Source organism: Vitiosangium sp. GDMCC 1.1324 (assembly GCF_003044305.1).
GTDB lineage: Bacteria > Myxococcota > Myxococcia > Myxococcales > Myxococcaceae > Archangium.
Window position 1 is genome coordinate 327140 of record NZ_PZOX01000009.1, and the last position, 19824, is coordinate 346963.

19 protein-coding genes and 1 pseudogene are annotated in these 19824 nt (G+C 68.8%); 11 read left to right on the forward strand and 9 right to left on the reverse strand.

The window, feature by feature from the left end:
• Nucleotides 1-13 precede the first annotated feature (13 nt).
• On the forward strand, nucleotides 14-505 hold the full coding sequence (locus DAT35_RS26810) for an Imm21 family immunity protein (protein WP_255415209.1): 492 nt from the start codon (nucleotides 14-16) through the stop codon (nucleotides 503-505).
• Between the two features lie 45 nt (nucleotides 506-550).
• Here the strand turns inward: DAT35_RS26810 and DAT35_RS26815 are convergent, their stop codons facing one another.
• The 3 genes from DAT35_RS26815 to DAT35_RS26825 all read right to left on the reverse strand — a co-directional run bounded on the left by DAT35_RS26815 (nucleotide 551) and on the right by DAT35_RS26825 (nucleotide 3661).
• The gene (locus tag DAT35_RS26815; RefSeq protein WP_158501893.1) at nucleotides 551-1819 is read right to left on the reverse strand and encodes a tetratricopeptide repeat protein; all 1269 of its coding nucleotides are present in this window, start codon (nucleotides 1817-1819) and stop codon (nucleotides 551-553) included.
• Between the two features lie 19 nt (nucleotides 1820-1838).
• Entirely contained in the window at nucleotides 1839-3203 is a 1365-nt protein-coding gene (locus DAT35_RS26820) for a DUF4331 domain-containing protein (protein ID WP_108070111.1), read from the reverse strand.
• Between the two features lie 263 nt (nucleotides 3204-3466).
• On the reverse strand, nucleotides 3467-3661 hold the full coding sequence (locus DAT35_RS26825) for a hypothetical protein (protein ID WP_108070113.1): 195 nt from the start codon (nucleotides 3659-3661) through the stop codon (nucleotides 3467-3469).
• Between the two features lie 207 nt (nucleotides 3662-3868).
• Here DAT35_RS26825 and DAT35_RS26830 point away from each other — a divergent pair, with 207 nt between their 5' ends.
• Both DAT35_RS26830 and DAT35_RS26835 read left to right on the forward strand, forming a co-directional pair.
• Nucleotides 3869-4144: a hypothetical protein gene (locus tag DAT35_RS26830; RefSeq protein ID WP_108070312.1), complete on the forward strand. Its 276-nt coding sequence runs from the start codon at nucleotides 3869-3871 to the stop codon at nucleotides 4142-4144.
• A gap of 66 nt (nucleotides 4145-4210) precedes the next feature.
• Complete coding sequence (locus DAT35_RS26835; protein WP_108070115.1) at nucleotides 4211-4954, forward strand: PHP domain-containing protein; 744 nt, start codon at nucleotides 4211-4213, stop codon at nucleotides 4952-4954.
• Nucleotides 4955-5042: 88 nt separating this feature from the next.
• Here the strand turns inward: DAT35_RS26835 and DAT35_RS26840 are convergent, their stop codons facing one another.
• Both DAT35_RS26840 and DAT35_RS26845 read right to left on the reverse strand, forming a co-directional pair.
• A complete protein-coding gene (locus DAT35_RS26840; protein WP_108070314.1) occupies nucleotides 5043-5789 on the reverse strand; it encodes a hypothetical protein in 747 nt (248 codons plus the stop codon).
• Between the two features lie 45 nt (nucleotides 5790-5834).
• The gene (locus tag DAT35_RS26845; protein ID WP_108070117.1) at nucleotides 5835-6038 is read right to left on the reverse strand and encodes a hypothetical protein; all 204 of its coding nucleotides are present in this window, start codon (nucleotides 6036-6038) and stop codon (nucleotides 5835-5837) included.
• 79 nt (nucleotides 6039-6117) lie between these two features.
• Here DAT35_RS26845 and DAT35_RS62440 point away from each other — a divergent pair, with 79 nt between their 5' ends.
• Complete coding sequence (locus tag DAT35_RS62440) at nucleotides 6118-6276, forward strand: hypothetical protein (RefSeq protein WP_369946079.1); 159 nt, start codon at nucleotides 6118-6120, stop codon at nucleotides 6274-6276.
• Nucleotides 6277-6350: 74 nt separating this feature from the next.
• Here DAT35_RS62440 and DAT35_RS62445 read toward each other — a convergent pair.
• Both DAT35_RS62445 and DAT35_RS26855 read right to left on the reverse strand, forming a co-directional pair.
• A pseudogene (locus DAT35_RS62445) lies at nucleotides 6351-6449 on the reverse strand (FmdB family zinc ribbon protein); the annotation flags it as partial.
• 17 nt (nucleotides 6450-6466) lie between these two features.
• Nucleotides 6467-7684: a hypothetical protein gene (locus DAT35_RS26855; RefSeq protein WP_199243007.1), complete on the reverse strand. Its 1218-nt coding sequence runs from the start codon at nucleotides 7682-7684 to the stop codon at nucleotides 6467-6469.
• Nucleotides 7685-7939: 255 nt separating this feature from the next.
• Between DAT35_RS26855 and DAT35_RS26860 the strand changes: the two genes are divergently transcribed.
• Together DAT35_RS26860 and DAT35_RS26865 are read left to right on the forward strand one after the other, a co-directional pair.
• A complete protein-coding gene (locus DAT35_RS26860) occupies nucleotides 7940-8359 on the forward strand; it encodes a Fur family transcriptional regulator (RefSeq protein ID WP_108070316.1) in 420 nt (139 codons plus the stop codon).
• Complete coding sequence (locus tag DAT35_RS26865; RefSeq protein WP_108070123.1) at nucleotides 8356-8877, forward strand: peroxiredoxin; 522 nt, start codon at nucleotides 8356-8358, stop codon at nucleotides 8875-8877. Before DAT35_RS26860 ends, DAT35_RS26865 begins: the two co-directional genes overlap by 4 nt.
• Nucleotides 8878-8904: 27 nt before the next feature.
• Here DAT35_RS26865 and DAT35_RS26870 read toward each other — a convergent pair whose 3' ends face one another.
• Nucleotides 8905-10722, reverse strand: coding sequence for a hypothetical protein (locus DAT35_RS26870; protein WP_108070125.1), 1818 nt, complete (start codon nucleotides 10720-10722; stop codon nucleotides 8905-8907).
• A 143-nt stretch (nucleotides 10723-10865) separates the two neighbouring features.
• Between DAT35_RS26870 and DAT35_RS26875 the strand changes: the two genes are divergently transcribed.
• The 5 genes from DAT35_RS26875 (at nucleotide 10866) to mprF (ending at nucleotide 17664) form a co-directional block, all read left to right on the forward strand.
• A complete protein-coding gene (locus tag DAT35_RS26875; protein WP_108070127.1) occupies nucleotides 10866-11141 on the forward strand; it encodes a septum formation initiator family protein in 276 nt (91 codons plus the stop codon).
• 2 nt (nucleotides 11142-11143) lie between these two features.
• The gene (locus DAT35_RS26880) at nucleotides 11144-13309 is read left to right on the forward strand and encodes a diguanylate cyclase (RefSeq protein ID WP_108070129.1); all 2166 of its coding nucleotides are present in this window, start codon (nucleotides 11144-11146) and stop codon (nucleotides 13307-13309) included.
• A 16-nt stretch (nucleotides 13310-13325) separates the two neighbouring features.
• On the forward strand, nucleotides 13326-14126 hold the full coding sequence (locus DAT35_RS26885; RefSeq protein ID WP_108070318.1) for a class I SAM-dependent methyltransferase: 801 nt from the start codon (nucleotides 13326-13328) through the stop codon (nucleotides 14124-14126).
• 112 nt (nucleotides 14127-14238) lie between these two features.
• Nucleotides 14239-15030, forward strand: a complete 792-nt coding sequence (locus tag DAT35_RS26890; RefSeq protein WP_158501894.1) for a hypothetical protein — start codon at nucleotides 14239-14241, stop codon at nucleotides 15028-15030.
• A 96-nt stretch (nucleotides 15031-15126) separates the two neighbouring features.
• Nucleotides 15127-17664: a bifunctional lysylphosphatidylglycerol flippase/synthetase MprF gene (gene mprF, locus DAT35_RS26895; protein ID WP_108070133.1), complete on the forward strand. Its 2538-nt coding sequence runs from the start codon at nucleotides 15127-15129 to the stop codon at nucleotides 17662-17664.
• 429 nt (nucleotides 17665-18093) lie between these two features.
• Here mprF and DAT35_RS26900 read toward each other — a convergent pair whose 3' ends face one another.
• Nucleotides 18094-19809 carry an HAD-IG family 5'-nucleotidase gene (locus DAT35_RS26900; protein ID WP_108070135.1) on the reverse strand — a complete coding sequence of 572 codons (1716 nt, stop codon included), beginning with the start codon at nucleotides 19807-19809 and terminating at the stop codon, nucleotides 18094-18096.
• Nucleotides 19810-19824: the final 15 nt, after the last annotated feature.

Consider the following 19824-nt stretch of genomic DNA (forward strand, 5'->3'; position numbering starts at 1 on the left):
AATGGGTGAACCCATGAACTGGCTCTCTTCCGCTGGGGGACCCATGGTCCTCGTCCCCCAGGTGTTGCGGTCGCGATGGCGGGGGACGCGCGGCGTGCCCACCGACTACGACGTGGCCTGCGGCGTCGAGGGCTACGTGGGCGTCATAGAGAAGGACGGGTGGCAGATTCTCGTGCTTGACGACGAACCTCTCCAGACCGCCGTCGCCAGCTTGAACGGAAGGCCTTGTCTGGTGAGATGGGTCTTCGCCCCTTCACCCAGTGCGGCGGAAGCCGCTCTTGGAACCATGGAGGCTGCTCGTCTGCGAGGCCCCTTGGAATCCGTCGACATCCGCATCGCCAGTTCACCTCTGGTCCTCATGGATGCCGGAGCCTCTGGAGAACACCCAGGCGAGACCCTCGAGTTGAGCCTGGACCCCGGCCTCTACAGGGCCCATGTGTATGAGTTTGCTCCAGCCCGAGACACGAAGTTTCTCGTGCATGTGTTCGAGTGGCGCACCGGGTGAGAGCTGCTCCCGAAGGGTCGTGGTTCTCTCTGTCGTGCCAGTGTCTCAAGGATGCGATGGGGCTGCCTGGGTGCCGGCGCCCACGTCGAGGAGACTTCGAGCCCGGGCCTGTTGGGCCGGGGGTAGGGGCGGAAAGCCTTTCAGTGCCGCGGTGAGGTGCGAACGTGCCGCCGCCGTGTCCTTCCGTGCCGAGGCGACCAGCCCTGCCACGTACTGGAGCCGCGCGTCTCGCGTGCCGAGCCTCGTGGCCCGGGTGATGGACTCGTGGGCCTCCCCGGTCTTGCCCGCGAGCACCAGCGCGTACGCGAGCACGCCCTCGGTGAAGACGTCCTGCCGGCGCGCGTACTCCTCCCGGGCGAGCGCCTCGGCCCGGTCTGGCTCCCGTCCCAGATCGAGCAGCATCTGGGCCTGGAAGCGCGCATCGTCCCGTCCCTCCGTCAGCGCCTGTTCACGCTGCGCCGCCGCCTCCGTGGACCGCCCAGCCGCCTCCAGGGCATCCGCGAGGAAGGCGCGATGCTGGGGCAGGGGCCGGGACTCCACCGCGGCCCGGTAGGCCTGGAGCGCGGGTTCCACCTCGCCCCTCGCACGCAGCACGTGTCCACGTCCCAGGTGCGCCCGGGCGAGGCCCGGCTCGCGCTCGAGCGCCAACGTGAAAGCGTCGAGCGCCGTGTCCGGCTCGCCCAATGCCAGCCAGGTCTCGCCGAGCTCGCACAAGGCACTGGCCACCGCGAACGAATCCGTCTGGTCCGCGGACGTGGCGGCGAGCTTCAGCACCTCGAGGGCTCCCTCCGCGTCTCCTTCGAGCAGGCGCAGGTAGCCCACCCGTGTGTACGTGGCACTGGAGGGTTTGAGATCCACCATCCGTTGGTAGGCCTCGGCCGCCTCGTCGTACCGTCCCACCTCGAGAAGCGCATCACCATACAGGCCGTGGAAGAAGGCATCCGACGGGTGCTTCTCCGCGAGCCGCCGCGACAGGGACAGCATCTCCTGGAAGCGGTGACCCTGGTGGAGCCCGAGCAGCTCGACCTTGAGCGCCTCGGGGTGATCGGGCTCCACGGCCAGCGTCTGCCGGGCTGCCAGCACCGCGCGGTGGTACAGGGCGCTGTCACCCGTGCGCTGGGCCTCACGGACGAGCGCCGTGGCGAGCATCGCCTGGGCCCTCGGATCGTCGGGCCTCGCCGAGCGCTCCAGCCGCGTGAGTCCCGAGGGCGGAGTCGGGGCAGTGGGGTGGGGGGCTATCAAAACCCGCGAGAGGCCGCCCACGGTGAGCGCGGCGGCCGCGGCCCCGAGCAGCAGGAGTCGTTGACGATCCATGGCCAGGCTCCGGGGCGTGTCAGGGATTGCCCGAGTGGGGAGGCGCCAGGTACGGGAAGACATCGAGGAAGGGCCGGTCATTGGCGGGCACGCCGTCCCCGAGGCCTGTTACCTGGCTCGCCCACGTCCCTCCATCCGGGCGCAGGGTGCCTCCATCGGAGTTGGTGTAGAGCAGGCCACCCATCACCTGCAGGGCGAGGTCCGTCACGTCGTCCGGCAGCCGGCGGCCATTGGGGAAGGCGCTCTCCTTCGTCGTGTCGATGTGGAGCATCTCCCCCGAGCCCCGGACGAAGAGCTTCACCAGGTCGAGCCGTGGCGGCGGAGGTACGTCGGCGATGAAGTGCCGGGCCTGCAGCAGCACCGGCAGCTCCGGCGTGGTGACGATGGCGACGAGGACGTCGTCCTCCAGATCGTCCTCGGGCCTCGAGGCGTTGAAGCGATCCTTGAACTTCATGGGCACGACCACTTCATTGATCAGCGGATTGCCCAGCCGCGACACCTGCACCCAGCCATCCTTGCCTTCCACGGTGCCATCGTTGCGCCGCACGGTGACCTTCGGCCGGCTCGCGGTGGTCCAGATGCCCAGGTTCGTGTTGCTCCCGAACTCGCTGAGCGGCACCTCGATGACGAGCGACAGCACGTTGAAGCCGGCGAGGTAGTCCTCTGGCTCCCCGCTGTCGAGGGCGAGGAAGTCGAAGACCCTGCCCAGGTCGACGAAGAACGGATCATCCCGCTGCCCGGCGAAGGCCTTGTAGCGGGAGAAGGCGCCCTCGCCCGTCTTCACCGCGGACGCGGTGATGGGATCCAGGCTCGTGGTCGAATAATGATCGTCCTGCGGATAGCCGGGCGTGGTGAGCTTGCCGATGTTCGGGAGCCCCACCGGCGCGTTGCGGACGATCGTCTCCGATACCTGATCATCCCCGTGATAGGTCACCTTGGTGAGCGTGTACGTCTGCCGCCGCAGGATGTTCGGGTCCGTGGCCGATTTGACTCCCGCGAAGGCGAACAGGATCGAGTCCTTGTAGGCGTTGAGGCCGTCCTCCTTCTTCACCGTGGGCAGCTGGCTGCGGACGATCTCCGTCTTGAAGCGGAACTTGTAGGCGACGTCGGGCGTGCCGTTGCCGTCCGTGTCAATCTTGATCTGGTAGGTGACGTTGTCGTCGAACAGGTAGAAGTTGGGGCCGCCCGCGGGGCGGTTGAGGGGGTAGTAGTCGGCCACCAGCACGAGGTTGGAGCCCTGCTTCCACGCGAACAGATCCGTCCCGTCTGCGGCCGGATCGTTGCTGATGAGGGGTGCTTCGCGGTGGCTCGACGCCAGTGCGCCATTCGCGGCGGCCAGCATGAGCACCAGGGCCAGGCGCCGGAAAAGGGGAACGCGGGTCATGGAAGGCTCCTCCTGCGGACGGCGAGCGCCGGGGGCCCACCCGAGGGCTCCAGCACCAGGCGCACGACGATCACGGAAGAGGCTCGCCAGGGTGCGAGCGGCTCTAGCCGGAGGAAGAGTCGGGAAGCGATCGTCCTTCAGGGCAGCCCACGCCGCGCTGTCTGCTGCCCGACTCTGGCCGGACGGAAGACGTAGGCGGCTGGACGCCAGCTGAAAGGGGAGACGCTCGAGCCCCTGGCGGGACGCACAGGGGAGTAGGGGAGCTACGGCTGCGGCGACTTGTGCTTGTAGAAGAGGACCAGCGTGTAGCAGTGGAACTCGTTGTCGCTGGACTGGCAGACGACCCGGTCGACGATCTCCAGATCCGAGTTGCTGCGGATCCAGCGGGTCACGTTCTCACCCAGCTCTTCCCGCTCCTTCGCCTTCGTCGCGGAGAACACCTTCACGCCCGTGAACATCGCCTTCCACTCCTTGCACTGTGTTTTGTACTGAGTGTACGGAAGGTTATCGCGCGCTGTTCTCAGGTGTCAAAAAAGCTTACCTGTGGGGGGTGGGTAGGGTCCGGGGCTTCCCCACCGGGGGGGCGTGCCTAGATTCCGGGGGTCGCTGGATCTGGCGCCCGGGGGAGAGGCCCTCGGGGTGGGGATGGGCGAAGGGGGATGGCCGTGGACGTGAAGACCAAGAAGGACCTGGCGGTGGACTTCATCAATGAGATCCGCACGATGGATCCCGCCGCACTCAACGCGCTGATCGTCAAGGAGGCGGGCGAGGACCTGGCCCAGTTCTTCCTCAACTACAGCGCCAACCTCATCTCCAAGGATCCCTCCCGGGTGCTGGAGAACACCTCGTCGCTGATGCTGATGGGCTACCTCATCCGCACCCACGAGGAGAAGAACACCCAGACGAAGCAGACGGGTCTCCAGGGGTACGCCTTCGCCTGATTCCGGGTGGGCAGGGTGCGCCGAGACTCGACAGCTCCCACGGGAGCCTGTTAGGGAGCGGCGCCCATGCTCATTGATCTGCACGCGCATTCCTACCTGTCGAAGGGTTGCGACCTGGATCCGCGCGCGGTCCTGGATCGCGCCGCGCTGTTCGGTCTGGACGGCGTGGCCTTCACCGAGACCAACACCCAGGACGGCTGTGACGAGCTGTTCGAGATCGGGGCGAAGTCCAAGGTGAAGGTCTTCGTCGGTCTGGAGCTCATCACCGACCGGGGACAGTACCTGTGCTTCTTCCCGAAGCCGGAGCTGGCACCCGAGCCGGTCCAGATGTGGGGCAGCAACCGCGAGAAGCCGTGGAGCGCCGCCGAGTGTCTGCCGAAGGTGCGCTCGCTGGGAGCGGCCATCGTGGCGGCCCGCCCGTACGACCGGGACTCATCCCATCCGGCCATGGACTATGTCCGCTCGCTGGGTGGGCTGCTCTGCGCCGTCGAGGGCTACAACGCCCGGGTGAAGCAGACGTCCAACGACCTGGCCGTGGAGGCCGCCGAGACGCTCAAGCTGCCGTGCACCGGGGGCAGTGACGCCCGGGGCTCGCTGGATGAGGTGGGCTACGGTGCCACCTTCTTCAAGAAGCCCATCCAGACGCAGGAGCAGCTCGTGGCGGCGCTGCTGGCCGGGGACTACCACCCCGTGATGGCCGGCGAGCTGCCCCGGCTCACCCGTCCGGGTGAGGCCCAGGCGTCTCGCGGCGGGAGTGGCAAGCGCCGCGGGGGTGGGGGCGGTGGTGGTGGTGGGCGCCGCCGCCGTTGAAGGCTTCCGGGTGCGAGTTGGCGCAACTGGTCCGACGGTCGGACCAGTTCGAGCCGCATGCGTCCGGACGGTGCCGTCTCGCGTCTGATTACTTCGCCGGGGCCGGGGCCGGGGCGCCCTCGTCGACCCGGGTCACCAGGCCGTCGGTGATGAACACCCGGCGTTTGCCGCCCGGGTACACCCACTCCTGGTGCACCTGCTGCCCGTCCAGCGTGCGGCGGACGCTCTCCGGCATGCCCCAGGACATCTCCACCGCCGCCTCCGGCATGTACTCCAGCACCTTCTTCTGCTTGAGGGCCTCCTGGAAGCGCGGCTGGAACTTGGCGATCCGCGGCGCCGGATCCTGGGGCAGCAGGTGCCGATCCAGCTCGGCCAGCACGTCCTCCTTCGTCTTGAGCTGCGGGGGCAGCACGAGGATCACCGGCGGCCCCGGAGGCGCCCCCTTCACGTCCAGGTACACCCAGGGCTGCGTGCGCGGCGAGTACAGCACCCGCTCGGCCATCACCCACGCGGTGGGGAACTCCACCTTCAGGACGCGCACCGGCGTGCCCGCCGGCACCATCGCCTGCACCGCACCGGGGTTGATGGGGTTGCCCTTGGTGTCGTTGAGCAGCCGCACCTCTTCGGGCGGGTAGGGTGTCAGCAGCCGCTTCGAGGCGTCCCCGAAGAACGGGGTGATGTTGCTGGAGGCCTTCAGGTACCGATCCGCGGCCGGGCCAGTGGTCAGATCGTGCTGGAGCTTCGTCCGATCCTCCGCGCTGAGCAGGGTCTGGCTCGCGCAACCGGTGGCCAGCACCAGGGGGACCAGGACGGACAGGGCGACAAGTCGTTTCACGGGGCGCACCTCGGCTAGACGACGCGGGAGGGGGCCCTTCCTAGCTCAGCGGGAGCCTGGCGTCAGCGCTGCGTTGTCGCGCTCACGCTGCCGCTGCACACCACAGCCCTTCAACGGCGGACAGATGGGACCCCGGCCATCGGGATCCGGCACCAGCAGGAACCGGCCCTGGCCGCGGGCGTCGATCAACTCCGGATGGCCACAGAGCACGCAGTGTCGGGGCGGGCGCTTGGAGGGAGGAAATGGCACGGCGGCCAGTCTCCCCCCGCTCCCGGACCCGCGCGACTTTTCAGCCGCTCAGCTCTTGGTGCCGGATGCCGCCGCGGGGGTGCTCGACGCGCTGGAAGAGCTCGAGGAGCTGGAGCCCGAGTCCGACGAGCCGCCGCTGCTGGACGACGAACCGCCGCTGCTGGGCGACGACGAGCTGCCGCTGCTGGACGAGGACGAGCTGCTGGAGCTGCTCCCGTCCTTCTTGGTGGAGCTGTAGAGGTCCGAATACCAGCCGCCGCCCTTGAGGACGAAGCTGGAGCGGCTGACGACGCGGCTCAGCGAGTTCTGCGCGCCGCACGCGGAGCAGGTCTCCGGCGTCGGGTCGCTCACCTTCTGCAGGACATCGATCGTCTTTCCACAGGACTTGCAGGCGTACTCGTAGATGGGCATGGATGGGCCTCTTCCTTCTAAGGCGTGGATGGAGGGGTGGAGTCCGAGGTCCGCTTGCGCAGTCCCTCGGCCACCCCCAGGCGCTCGAGCGCGCGGAGCATGAGCTCGGACGGAGCGCCCTGCTTGCGAGCCACCGTGTCGGCGAGCTCGGCGAGCGTCTTGGCCTCCGGGAGATCGTCGCGCACCAGCACCTCCAGCTCCCTGCGGAGCATGTCCGTGAAGCGCTTCTTGATTCCCAGATCCGCCAGGTACTTGTCGCGCCCGAGCAGATCCAACCGCTGGGTGAGGTTGCGCGCGGTGAGGGCCTCGCGGCGGAAGCGCTCGCGCAGCTCCTCGACCTCCCGGGAGATGCCCAGCTTCGCCTCGAGCTGGCTGAGCTCGGAGGGGCTGAGCCCCAGTGCCCAGCCGACCCGGCCGGCGGCGCCGCGCTGATCCGTGAAGGCGGCGAGGATCGCCGTGCGCTCGCGGGTCTCCAGGGCCTCCATCAGCCCATGGGACCGCAGCACCCCTTCCAGCTCCGGCAGCGCCAACTCTCCCCGGGAGCCGTTGTACTGGAGGGCCAGGGCATTGAGCAGCACGAAGCGGTGCTCGTGGGCCTCCATCGCCGACTCCAGCAGCTCCTTGCCCGAGGTGCGCGTCAGCTCCTGGAAGCCCGTCTTGGGGGCGTCCAGGCGGGTGAAGCGGCCGCGGGGCTTGGGCAGGTCGCGCCTGAGGAAGCTGGGCGCCTCGGACTCGTCCAAGTCGGGCGGGGCCAGCTCCGGCGCGGTGCGCTTGCGAGGGGCGATCCGCTCCTGGACCGTCTCTCCCGCCGTCTTGGGGGCCTTCTCCGGCTTCGCGGGCACGTTGGTCTGCACGGCGGCCCGGGGGGCGGGCGTGGCGAAGGAGGGCACCTCGGGGGCAGGCGCCGGCGCGGGCGGCCGTTTCTCCTCGTGTACGCGGGCCAGTTCCTGTACCACGTCGTAGTAACCGCACCCCTGCCGGGTGGCGGCCAGCGAGGCGGCCGTGCCCTTGAGCACGTCCACCACCGCGAAGGGCCCGAGCGGCGTCGCCTCGGGCTCGGTGTCGGTCAAAGTGCGCACGCGGAAGTCGTCGGCCTCGGACAGAAGGGCGAGCGCCTCGCGGACCTCGGTGGGGGTTGCAGGCGAACGGGCTCGGCGACAGAAGTCGGAGACCGCCACCGCCACCGGGGTGGGCACATCATCGGGTTGCCGCTGTCTCTGCCAGTGACTGTTCATGAAAGTTGCGGAAAAATGCTCGTTTACGAGGCCGGGTGCCTCTATCTTTGCTGGCAGACGGGTGTCAATGAATCCGACGGCCCCCAATCTAAACAGCCAGAAGAGGGTGCAAGTCGGTGTCACACCCGGGCGGGGTAACGTGCGCCCCGTATGTTCAGCCGGTAGACACCCGGTGGTCCCAGGGGCCATCGCGGTGGCTCGGGAGGCAGGCGAGCCGTGAACCATCAAAACATGGATGAAGTCCTCCAGCGCTACATGGCGCAGCACGGGCTGAAGAGCACGCGCCAGCGCAGCCTCATCATCGACACCTTCTTCTCCGTGGGCGGCCACCTGTCCGTCGAGGAGCTGTGGAACAAGGTGCGCGAGCAGGACACCAAGGTGTCGGTGGCCACGGTGTACCGGACGATGAAGCTGCTCAACGAGTGCGGCCTGGCCCACGCGCGCAACTTCGGCGACGGGCAGACGCGCTACGAGGCCGCCGCCGGGCGCCACCACCATGACCACCTCATCTGCACCCACTGCGGCACCATCGTCGAGTTCGAGGATGAGCGCATCGAGCAGATGCAGGAGGCGGTGGCGCGCAAGCACGGCTTCACGGTGACGTCCCACAAGATGGAACTGTACGGGCTGTGCCGGAATTGCCAGCGCAGTGGTGCGGTCAAGAGCGAGGCATGAGGCGCGCGGCCCTGGCCGTGGGGTGTGCGCTGGTGCTGGCCCTCGCCGGGTGCCGGCGGGTGCCCGAGGAGCCCGAGAGGGCCGCGGGTCCCTCGCCGTACCTGCGCTCACTGCTGCTGCCCTCGGTGGGCCCCACGCCCTATGACTGGCGCCGGCTGCCCGGGCGCGTGGTGATGGTGTCCTTCTTCGCCACCTGGTGCTTCCCGTGCCTGGCGGAGCTGCCCACCCTGGAGGCCCTGCAGAAGGAGTTTGGCCCCCAGGGCTTCCAGGTGGTGCTGGTGGGCCTGGATCTGGATGGGACCCGGGTGCTCGAGCCCTTCGCCGAGCAGTACGCCCTCAACTTCCCCGTGCTCGTGTCCGACACGGCCATGCAGCAGGGGCAGAGCGCCTTCGGCCTCATTCCCGCGCTGCCCGCCACCTTCCTCCTGGACAAGGAGGGCCAGGTGGCCGGCGCGTGGCAGGGCATGGCCGGGCACAAGGACGTGTCGCAAGCGGTGGAAAAACTGCTCCGGCGCTGAAGTGCCGGCGCCGACCGCGTGAGGCGCTCAGTCCGTGGGCTCTCCCGTCTTCTGCCTGTACCAGTCGTAGGGGTGCATCACCTGGACGTGGGTGCCCTCGGGCGTCACCTCCACCCCCACGGGAAGCAGCTTCACCTTCACCAACAATACGGCACGGGTGTCCGAGTCGGAGCGCTCCGCGTTCCCGCGCAGCTCGAGGCCCTCGCCCCGGACACGCAGCTTCCCCACCTTCACGACGCCGCGTCCCAACGTCACCGTCCCGGAGAGCTCCAGGTTCTTGGCGTCGAGCAGGGGCGCCAGCAGGTGGGGCAGGCCTGCCTTGTCCGTGAGCAGGGCGATGAACGGGGCCGCGTTGGAGAAGCTCCCGGTGAAGCGCCCCTCGAGGAGCGCGGGGGACACCGTGAGGACTGCCTCCGGGAAGGTCAGGGTGCCATTCCAATTGCGCTCCTGATCCTTGCCCGTCCGCACGAAGATGTCCCGCAGCAGCAGACGGCTCTCATCGAACCTCACCGTGTCCCGGCGCAGGGCAAGCTTGTGCGCGTCGACGTCCAGCGCGAGGTGTCCGCCCAGCACCGCACTGCCCCAACGGGCCTGGAGGTCGTCCGTGAGCAACTCCAGGCGGGCCGCTCCCTTGCCACGCTCCGGGCTCGCCCGGCCCAGGGCCTCCAGCGTGATGTGGCCCGAGTCCACCTGGACGGCCGGTGCCAGCCACCCATTGAGCACACGCAGATCCAGGGGATCGCTTCGCGCCACGTGCAGCGCCGCCTGGACGTCATGCAGCGGCTCGCCCAGGCGTGGGGCCGGGGTCTCCAGTGAGATCTTCACGTCCGACGTCTCCAGCACCCGGCCCTCCCTTCCCTCCACCTTCACGGGCGCCAGGATGAGCTGGAGCCTGGCGCGTGCCGGACCTTCCTCCTTCGCGCTCACCTCTGCGTGGACCCGCCAGGGGGCTCGCACGTGCACGAGCCCCACGGGCAGGGTGATGTGCTGCCCCAAGCCCTCCAGCCGGCTGTCCGGAGCGAGACGGCCCTCCTTCACGCGGACATCCGCCTCCAGGCGTCCCGCACCTCCCTTCAGCGAGGCCTCGGCGAGCTGCGGCACCCACTGCTGGAACGCGGTGAGGGAGGGCACGGAGGCGGTCACCTGGAGCCGTCCTTCCAGGCCGCCGAGGACATCCATCCCTCCCCGGGCCTCGTCCCGCTCCGCCTCGATGCCGAGCTCCGCCGTGCCCTCCTCGATGTGCGCGACCGTGTTCCCCTGGTGGGTCAACTCGCCCTTTCCGAGCCGCGCCCGCGTGTCGCGCACGGAGAGCCGGTGCCCCGGCACCAGCGCCATCTCCCCGGTGACCTCCGTGATGCCCGTGAGCCGGTTGTTCCCCCACGCCAACGCTCGCACGCCGTCGACCCGCACGCCCCTCAGCCGGATCTCCCAGGGCTTCCGCTCCTCCGGCTTCCGCTCCTTGGGGACGTGCTGTCCGGGCTGGAACCGGAAGCTCGCGCCCCGCGCGTGCACCTCCTCGGCCTCGAACCGCTGCTGGAGCAGGGCGGTCAGGGCCACGTTCACCTCCGCCGACTCCACCTCGAGCTCCCAGAAGCCGCCTCCCGATTCCTCGTGCCGCAGCCGAAACTCCCGGACATGGAGACTGAAGGGCCACAGGCCCCAGGCCCGGCCCCATCGCACCTTCAGTCGCTCGGAGGAGCGGTTGAGCAGCGACTCCAGGCGGCCGGTCGCAAGCAGGCCATTGAGGAGCAACTCCAGGAGGAGGAAGCCCCCGAGCACCCACAGGAGCGGACGGCGCCACCGCGCCAGGCGTTGGGAGAGAAGCTGTAGGGGAGGGGTCGACATCCGGCGCCATGCTCTCAGCCGCCGTGCCACGGAGCCCCTTCCATGTGGGGCGACTGTCCTCCGTGCGAAAGAAGGGCGGCCCGCTACAGGCCTGGAGCGGATTTCTTGCCGGAGGAGTCGCCACTGGTACCTTCCGGCCACTCATGACGGTGCGGCGAAAGCTCCTGGGTGTGGCGGCGTGCGTGGCCGCGATCCTCACGCTGGTCTCAGCGGTGGACGCGAAGGGCTTCCGCCGCTACCTGCGCCTGCGCCAGGACGTCGAGGCCATCCAGGAGCGCAACCGCATCCTGTCCGAGCAGAACGCCGCCCTTCTTCGCGAAATCAACGCGCTGCGCAACGACCCTACTGCCCTCGAGCGTGCCGCTCGTGAGGAGCTCGGCTACGTCAAGCCGGGCGAAATCGTCTTCCACCTGGAGTAATCGTGTCCGCGCTCTCGGCCATCCCTCCAGTCTCCAAGCTTCCGCGCTTCGTGGTGCGCGCCGTGCCCGCCGCGGCCGTGCTCTCCGCCTTCGTCCACCTGGCTCGCGGCGGCTTCCGCGGCCTCCAGACGCTGGGCTGGACCGAGGCCTCCATCGTCCTCTTCCTGCTCGCCGCGCTCGGTGTCATGGGCTGGCGGCGCTTCACCCGCGGCGCCGTGGGCGCTCCGCTCTTCCTCCGGGATGACCTGGAGCTGGGCGCGGTGCTCATCGCCTCGGCCTTCATCGTCGTGGCCATCGCCGGCGGCGAGGTGTTCCCCCTCGTCTACCTGCTCATGGCCTTCCTCGTGGCCTTCCTGCCTCGCAGCGCGGGCCTGATGCTGCTCGGCGTGGCGTTCGCGTTCGACGCGCTCGTCTCCCTGCAGGGCCCCGAGCGCAGCCTCACGTCCTTCCTCACCCATGCGCTCTTCCTGACGCTCTTCGCGGCCCTGTACCAGCTGGTGCTCGCCGCCCGCATCGCCGCCGCCCGCCGCGCGGAGAGCTCCGCGGTGGAGAAGCGCATCAAGGAGGTCGAGGAGCGCGCCCGCACCTTCCGCCTCGTCAGCTCCGGCGCCCACGACAACCCGCCCGACGTGAAGGACGAGGAGAAGTGGCTGCTGGCCTCGGTGAAGGAGATCGAGGGCGCGGTGGGCGCCGCGCTGGAGATCGCCGAGACGGCCCTCAAGACGCACACCTGCGCGGCCTTCCTGCTCACCTCGGATGACAAGGGCCTGAAGCTGTACGACTGCCGCAGCATGTCCGACCGCGTGCAGCGCGAGACCTTCAACTCGGGCGAGGGCATGCTGGGTGGAGTGCTCAAGCGCCGGGCGCCGGTGCGGATGCACTCGGCCCATGGGCTCAAGGGCATCTCCTGGTACGACGGTGGCGCCCCCGAGCTGCGCGCCGTGCTGGCCGTCCCCATCATTGAGGGCAGTGGGCTGGTGCGCGGCGTGCTGGTGGCGGATCGGCTGACGCACAACCCGTTCTCCGACGACGACGAGAAGCTCTTCACCACGATCGCCGCCGAGGTGCTGCGCTCCATCGAGGTGGAGCGGGTGATGACGTACATCCGCAAGACGCGGGATGAGAAGGATCGGTTCTTCCGCGCCATCGAGGAGCTCAACCGCGCCGGCAGCCCGGAGCAGGTGTTCCTGGCGGTGCTGGAGAGCGCCCGGCAGCTCGCGGGGCTGGACTTCTGCGCCGTCACCATCGTGAACGAGGTGGAGGGCAAGCGGGTGCACAAGGTGGCGCGGATGCTGGGCGTCACGGCGCAGGGCAGCAAGGCGCTCGAGGGCCGCACCTTCCCGGACAACAACGGGCTGGTGGCCAACGTGGTGCGCTACGGCGCGCCGCTGCCCGGGCGCGACATCAAGGCCATGGAGCGCCAGGTCATCTTCGACGAGGAGACGCAGCTGCGCGGCCTGGGAGCGCTGAAGATCTTCCCGCTCACGGCGGGCGACCGGATCCTGGGGACGCTCGTGGCGGGCTCGCGCCGCAAGGCCGCGCTGGACCACGACGTGCTGCGGATGCTGGAGGTCATCGCCATCCAGGCGGCGCAGGCGGTGCTGCGCGCCCAGCTCTACGAGGCCATGGAGCGCATGGCCACCACGGACGGCATGACGGGCCTGTACAACAACCGCACCTTCCAGTCGAAGGCGGACGAGATGCTGGCGCACTCGCGGCGGTACGGGCGCAAGTGCTCGCTGATCCTCACGGACGTGGACCACTTCAAGAGCGTGAACGACACCTACGGCCACCTGACGGGAGATCAGGTGCTCAAGGGCGTGGCGCGCATCCTCAAGGCGCAGGCGCGGGACACGGACATCGTGGCGCGCTACGGCGGCGAGGAGTTCGCCATCCTCATGCCGGAGACGGAGGCCAAGGGCGCCAAGGTGATCGCCGAGCGGATCCGCGAGGCCATCAAGGCCGAGGTCTTCCAGACGGAGATGGGGCCGCTGAAGGTGACGCTGTCGCTGGGCATCGCGACGGCACCGGACCACGGCACGGACAAGCTGGTGCTGGTGGAGCAGGCGGACCAGTGCCTGTACTACGCCAAGCGGCACGGCCGGAACCAGTCGGTGACGGTGGCCGAGGCCCAGGGCGGGAGGAAGCTCCAGGCCGTCGAGGGTTGAACCCGGGGTGAAGGTCGTGAACGTGCGGAGCCGGGTTCCCCTGGCGGTGACGACGAGCGGCAAGCCGGAGGACTCGCTGGTGGCCCGAGCCCGCGAGGCCGCGCGCGCGTGGGGCCTGCCGTTCATCCCGAGGCGCAAGAAGCAGCCGATCGGCCCGCTTCTGGAGTCCACGGCGGAGGCCTTCATCACCTTCGAGCGCGAGGGCGTCTCGCTCTGGGACAAGGAAGGCTCCTTCAGCTTCAACCCGGGCATGGCGCATCTGCGCCGGCTGCGGATCCTCTCGGGGCAGGAGGGGGATGACGCGCTCGTCCGCGTGGCAGAGCTGCGCGCGGGAGACCACTTCCTCGATTGCACGCTGGGGCTCGGGCAGGACGCGCTGGTGGCGGCGCTGGTGGCGGGGCCGTCGGGGCGGGTGGTGGGCCTCGAGAAGAGCCTCGCGCTCTACGCCGTCGTGTCCGAGGGCCTCGCGGCCTACGACTACGGCCCGGAGTCCTGCCGCGTGGAGCCGGTGCACGTGGATGCGGACGCCTACCTGCGCTCGTTGCCCTCGGGCTCGTTCGACGTCGTCTTCTTCGATCCCATGTTCGAGAAGCCCCGGAAGTCCCAGCCCGCGTTCGAGATGCTCCGCCGGTTCGCCGAACACGCTCCTCTCACTTCGGAGACGCTGGCGGAGGCCCGGCGCGTGGCTCGCCGGTGGGTGGTGGTGAAGGGCTCGAAGTACTCGGACGATCTGAAGAAGCTCGGGATCGAGGCCGAGCCCGGCTCTCGCTACACCTCCGTCATCTGGGGCCGTGTTCCGGCGGCGTCGTCCGGGTAATCCCTTACGCGCGAGAAGCCATCCGCTCTCGATCTCGCACAGGCAATGGCCGCGGATTGGGATACGCTCGCGTGCGGGGGACGGGGGTTTACATGTCATGATGCGTTACTCGATGCGATGGCTGTCCGTCGTGGCTGGGTTGTCCTTGTCGTGGGCTCTGCCAGCAATGGCCGAGGGCACGCCGGTCGACTGCGGGACCGTGGAGTGCGAGGGCATCCGCGAGACGAGGGCGTTGTACGAGGCGGAGCGGTCCTACCTACAGGAGACGGATCGGTACTCGCTGGATCTGGCGACGGTGGGCTTCGCGCCCGCGGCGTGCGCGGACGGCTCGCGTGCTCCTGTACCGGGACCGGGCTGGGTGGCGGGTTGCCACTTCGTCTACCGGGTGACGGCTGTGACGGGCTTTCCGAATTCGACCTTCACTGCCGTAGCCCAGGGGGCCTCGGGGACGCCGGCCGCTGGCATTACGCTTCAGATCGGCACGCCGACCTTCGATTCGATCCTCTTCTGGCTGGAGCGTGCCGGGGTGCGCCGCTACGTGGGCTGGGACGAGTGCCTGCCGGCCGCGTCCTTCACGTGCGACGCCCAGCGGCGCGAGGGCATCCGGAACCTCCGGGACCTCTACACCACGGAGCGGGCCTTCCTGCAGGAGAAGGACCGGTACTCCAGCAACCTGGAGGAGGTTGGTTTCGTGCCCATGGGATGCACGGACGGTACGCGCCCCACGGGTCCGGACAGTTCGTGGAAGGGCGGGTGCCGCTTCATCTACCGCGTCGAGGTGACTCCGACCGGCTTCATCGCCACGGCACGCGCCGTCTCCGGCCTCGCGGCGGGCACCACGATGAAGATCGACGAGACCGGGACGACCACGATCACCCCGGTTCCCTTCAGCGACTGTCAGTAAGCCCGGCACCCGGCATCCGTTCCCCATCTATCGTCCGGGGACGGATGCTGGCGGCCGACCCTTGAAGGGGAGGGGCCCGGTCCCTAATGAGGAGGCGTGGGTGTCTTCAAACACCGTCTCCTCAAGGTCGCCGGTCCGCTCCTCGGCGTGGTGGTCCTCGCCCTGGCGCTCAAGGCGCTCCACGAGGAACTGCACGCCTACCACTACCGCGACATCGTCCAGCAATTGGGCCTGCTGCCCCTGCCTCAGGTGATGCTCGCGGTAGTGCTCGCGATCCTGAGCTACTGGGTGCTCACTGGCTACGATTGGATCGCCCTCCGGTACGTGGGCAGCCCGCTTCCCTACCGGAGGATCGCCCCCGCGGCCTTCATCGCCACCGCCGTCAGCAACAACGTGGGCCTCACCTGGCTCAGCGGTGGCTCCGTGCGTTTCCGCTTCTACACATCCCAGGGACTGTCCGCCGCCAATGTCACCAAGGTCGTGGGCTACATCACCCTCAGCTTCTGGGTGGGCTTCCTGAGCGTCGGCGGTGCGCTCTTCCTGTTCGATCCTCCACCCATCCCCCCCGAGCTCCATCTGCCCGGCGCGAGCCTGAGGCTCATCGGCGCGCTCTTCCTGACCGCGGTCCTCGTCTACGCGGTGCTCGTCGTCGTGCGCCGCAAGCCGGTGCGCATCCGGGGCTGGGAGCTCTCCATTCCCCGGCGGCAGGATCTCCTCTGGCAGGTGGTCGTGGCGGGCGGTGACTGGTTCCTCGCGGCCGCCACGCTCTACACGCTGCTGCCCCGGCACGACGTCTCGTTCCACGTGGTGCTCGGGGCCTTCATCGTGGCGCAGATATCCGGGCTCATCAGCCATGTCCCCGGAGGGCTCGGCGTCTTCGAGACCGTGATGCTGCTCTTCCTGTCGGACCGGGTGCCCAAGCCCACCATCCTCGGCACGCTGCTGCTGTACCGGGCCATCTACTACCTGCTGCCCTTCGCGGCCTCGGTCGCCCTGATCGGCGTGTACGAGGTGGGTCAGCGCCGCGTCCACGTCCAGCGCTTCGCCGTCACCGCGGGCCGCTGGGGCTCCGCGCTGCTGCCTCCCGTCTTCGCGCTCGCCACCTTCGTCGCCGGTGTCTTCCTCCTGATCTCCAGCGTCACTCCCTCCCTCGAGGATCGGCTCGCCTGGTTGGATCGCTTCGTGCCCCTGTCCGTCATGGAGGCCTCCCACCTCCTGAGCAGCCTCGTCGGAGCGAGTCTGCTGTTGCTCTCGCGAGGCATCCAGCGGCGGCTCGATGGGGCCTATGTCCTCACCGTGGCGATGCTCGTCGCCGGCATCGTCTCCGCCCTGCTGAGGGGGCTCGATGTGGGGACGGCGCTGGTCCTCGCGTTGCTCCTGGCCTGCCTGCTGCCGTGCCACCGCGAGTTCTACCGGAAGGCCTCGTTGCTCCATGAGCACTTCACCGGTGGGTGGATCCTCGCGATCATCGCGGCCGTGGCGGCCACCACGTGGCTGGGCTTCTTCGTCCACCGGCACGTGGAGCTCTCCGAGGACATGCTCCTGGAGTTCGTGCTCCACGGAGATGCGCCGCGCTTCCTGCGCGCGAGCGTGGGTGCCGCCGTGGTGGTGGTGGTGTTCGCCGGAGCCCACTTGCTGCGTCCGCTCCGCCCGCAGCCCGAGCGCCCCTCCGAGGCCGATCTCTCCACCGCGCGGGAGATCGTCTCGCGCTCACCGAGGGCCGCCGCGCACCTGGCGCTGCTCGGAGACAAGTCGCTGCTGTTCAACGAGTCCCGGACGGGGTTCGTCATGTACGCCCACCAGGGCCGGGGCTGGGTCGTCGTGGGGGATCCGGTCGGCCCCGAGGAGGAGCTCCCGGGGCTCGCGTGGCGGTTCCACGAGGAGGTGGATCACCACGATGGGCTCACGGTCTTCTACGACGTGGGGACGGAGCATCTGCCGCTCTATGTCGACCTGGGGCTGTCCCTGCAGAAGCTCGGAGAGGACGCCCGGGTGCCGCTGGAGGCCTACTCCCGGGACGAGGCGGCTCCGCGCACGGTCCTGGAGGGCTGCCACTTCGAGGTGGTGCCCGTGGACGCCGTGGGCGCGCTCCTCCCCGAACTGAAGCGGGTCTCCGACGACTGGCTCTCGCACAGCGGCCACCGCGAGAAGGGGTTCACCATCGGCTACTTCGACGAGCGCTACCTGTCCCAATGTCCCATCGCGCTCGTGCGGTGCGAGGGCAGGGTGGTGGCGTTCGCCAACCTGTGGGCGGGCGAGGGCCGAGAGGAACTCGCCGCGGACCTCCTGCGCTTCGCCGCCGAGGCCCCTCCCGGTGTGATGGACTTCCTGCTCGAGCACCTCCTGCCGTGGGCCCACCGCGAGGGCTACCGCTGGTTCAATCTGGGCCTGACGCCCTCGCCGGGCTTCGAGCGGGACGCGCTCGCTCCGACCTGGAGCCGACTGGGCTCCCTGCTGTTCCGGCACGGCGAGCACTTCGAGGACCTCCAGGCCCTGCGTGCCTTCAAAGCGCGGTTCCACCCGAACTGGGAGCCTCGCTACCTGGTCTCGCCCGGGGGCATGGCGCTGCCGTTCGTACTCGCCGACGTGGCCGTGTTGATCTCTCGCGGGCCGGAGGGACGGTGGGGTCCCTGAAAAAGACTTGCCCCGGGGCTCGGAGGAGAGTTCTCCGGACCCCGGGGCAAGGGGCACGCCAGGGAGAGGGGGAAAACCCTGGCGGCACATCATTGATAATCAAGGAAGGCTGGGAACGCATCCCTCTTTGTGCGTTTTTTCAGTTTTTCGTGCGGAACCTTCCACCACTCGACCGCCGTAACCCACTTGGCCCGCATGCCATTCCCAGCCCGAAACCTCCTCCCCGGCGACATGCCAGGGAACATGCCCGGACCTGTTGCATCGAGCGTGCCGGGCGTTTCCCTCAGAGGAGAAACGCGAGCCCCGAGCAGCAACGGGGGCAGGATGCCCCGGCGGGGCACGGCGCCCCGAGGTGCCCGTGCCATGTTGTCCCGGCCTGTTTTCTCAAACATGACAGTCTCAATTCTCGGGAAAGGACTGTCCGGTCCGTCAGGGCTCGCCCTTGGGTGGGCCCTCGCTGCCAACCTGGGACAGCTTCGCCGACCAGGAACCGGCCTGTTCGTGGGGCATCAGTTCGCGCGGCGAGCGGTAGTACTGCATCGGTGACTCATGCAGGAAGTTGGACACCCGGCTCGTGTACAGACACGCGTAGCGCTCCACCTGCTCGCCGAACCGGCTGTTCTCGTGCCCCTCCTTGAAGAGCAGCCCCCAGTACGGGTTGAAGCCTTCCTCCACCTCGCACTCCAGCGTGTCGGCGATCTCCGTCGCCTCGCGCAGCGCCCAGCGCAGCTTGTCCAGCTCCACCTTCGTGCGCCGCCGCTCCTCCTCCATCCGCGCCACCTCTTCGGGCGCCAGACCTCCGCGCTCCAGCTTCCGGTCCAGGATGTTCAGGACGCCCTTGTGGTGCGCCACCTCGTCGTCCAGCCGCTCTCGCGCCAGCTCCACCTCGGACAGCTTGATGATCCGCTCCCGCTGGCCGTCCGTCCAGGTGATCTCATCCTCGATCTCCTGGACGATCATGCACGTGCGCCACAGCGAGGACTTCTTCGACTTGAGGATGTCCCCGTAGATGTGATCGCCCACGTACAGCACGCACTCGCCCGCGTAGCCGGTCTGCTGCTCGAACTGCTGCAGGTTGCCGCCCTGGTACACCTTGCCGCGCTCCAGGTGGGTGGCCTCGCCCACCACGCGCGCCTCCTCGCCGGGCCCCGCCGTCTCCAGCTCCAGGAACGGCCGCTGCTCGGAGAAGAAGGCCGGCTTGGACGCCAGCGTCACGATGTAGTCGAAGTAGTTGCGCCAGCTCGGGTACTCCGCCACCTGACCATCCAGCAGGTAGCGCATCACCGCGTCCGTGTAGTCCCACGCCGAGTTCGTCAGCAGGAACAGCCGCTTGCCCCCCGAGCGCAGCTTGTGCAGCGTGGGGCCCAGCTCGGGATCCTGGAAGACGTAGCGCCCCAGCTCCTTGCGCACCTCGCGCTTGAGCGAGTTGTCCCGGTGCACCGTGTCGATGGCCTCGCGGATGTCATCGTACAGCTTGCCGTAGTCCACGCGCTGGCCCAGGGACTCCAGCAGCTCGATGATGCTCGCGAAGAGCCAGGCCTCGGGCAGGGCGAAGAGCGTGTCGATCCACGCGAACCGGGGATCCTTCAGCCGCACCCGCTGGTTGCGGTACAGCTTCTTCCACACCTCGCGCTCCAGCGGCCGCAGCCCGTGCCAGGCCCGCCCCACGTAGCCGAAGCGGTCCATCTTCAGCAGGTTGCCGTTCGTCTTGTCGACCGCGAGCCCACGGATGACGAAGTGGTGGTCGTACTGCAGGTTGCCGATGACGGACGGGTAGCCGCGCTCGGAGATGAGCTTGGCGAGCGTCATGTCATAGGCGAGCTGCTCGAGCCGGCGCATGTGGTAGATGGCCAGCGTGTAGTCCATGTCGAAGCCGATGAGGTCGATGCCCGACATGCGCAGGTTACGGTTGACGAAGATGTCCCGGGCGTGGGGCACCTCGCGGGTGGGGTGCACCCGGGGCACGCTCAGCAGGCGGGCCAGCTCGGCGTCCGAGAAGAGGCTCTGGGCACGGCGCTCGGCCTGCTCGGCGTGGGCGCGGTTGCGCGAGGAGCGGAAGCTGCCGTGGAGGGGATCCGCGGTCGTCGGACTTCCGGGGATGGGGCCAGTCGGTGAGAGTTTCGGTGACACGGGACAGACAGACATAACACGCGCCCCCCC

Coding starts and splice junctions, on each gene's coding strand:
- DAT35_RS26815 (WP_158501893.1), bottom strand. CDS start 1,819: ATGGATCGTCAACGACTCCTGCTGCTCGGGGCCGCGGCCGCCGCGCTC.
- DAT35_RS26810 (WP_255415209.1), top strand. CDS start 14: ATGAACTGGCTCTCTTCCGCTGGGGGACCCATGGTCCTCGTCCCCCAG.
- DAT35_RS26825 (WP_108070113.1), bottom strand. CDS start 3,661: ATGTTCACGGGCGTGAAGGTGTTCTCCGCGACGAAGGCGAAGGAGCGG.
- DAT35_RS26860 (WP_108070316.1), top strand. CDS start 7,940: ATGGCGCAGCACGGGCTGAAGAGCACGCGCCAGCGCAGCCTCATCATC.
- DAT35_RS26890 (WP_158501894.1), top strand. CDS start 14,239: ATGCGATGGCTGTCCGTCGTGGCTGGGTTGTCCTTGTCGTGGGCTCTG.
- DAT35_RS26855 (WP_199243007.1), bottom strand. CDS start 7,684: ATGAACAGTCACTGGCAGAGACAGCGGCAACCCGATGATGTGCCCACC.
- DAT35_RS26820 (WP_108070111.1), bottom strand. CDS start 3,203: ATGACCCGCGTTCCCCTTTTCCGGCGCCTGGCCCTGGTGCTCATGCTG.
- DAT35_RS26875 (WP_108070127.1), top strand. CDS start 10,866: ATGACGGTGCGGCGAAAGCTCCTGGGTGTGGCGGCGTGCGTGGCCGCG.
- DAT35_RS26835 (WP_108070115.1), top strand. CDS start 4,211: ATGCTCATTGATCTGCACGCGCATTCCTACCTGTCGAAGGGTTGCGAC.
- DAT35_RS26900 (WP_108070135.1), bottom strand. CDS start 19,809: ATGTCTGTCTGTCCCGTGTCACCGAAACTCTCACCGACTGGCCCCATC.
- DAT35_RS26865 (WP_108070123.1), top strand. CDS start 8,356: ATGAGGCGCGCGGCCCTGGCCGTGGGGTGTGCGCTGGTGCTGGCCCTC.
- DAT35_RS26870 (WP_108070125.1), bottom strand. CDS start 10,722: ATGTCGACCCCTCCCCTACAGCTTCTCTCCCAACGCCTGGCGCGGTGG.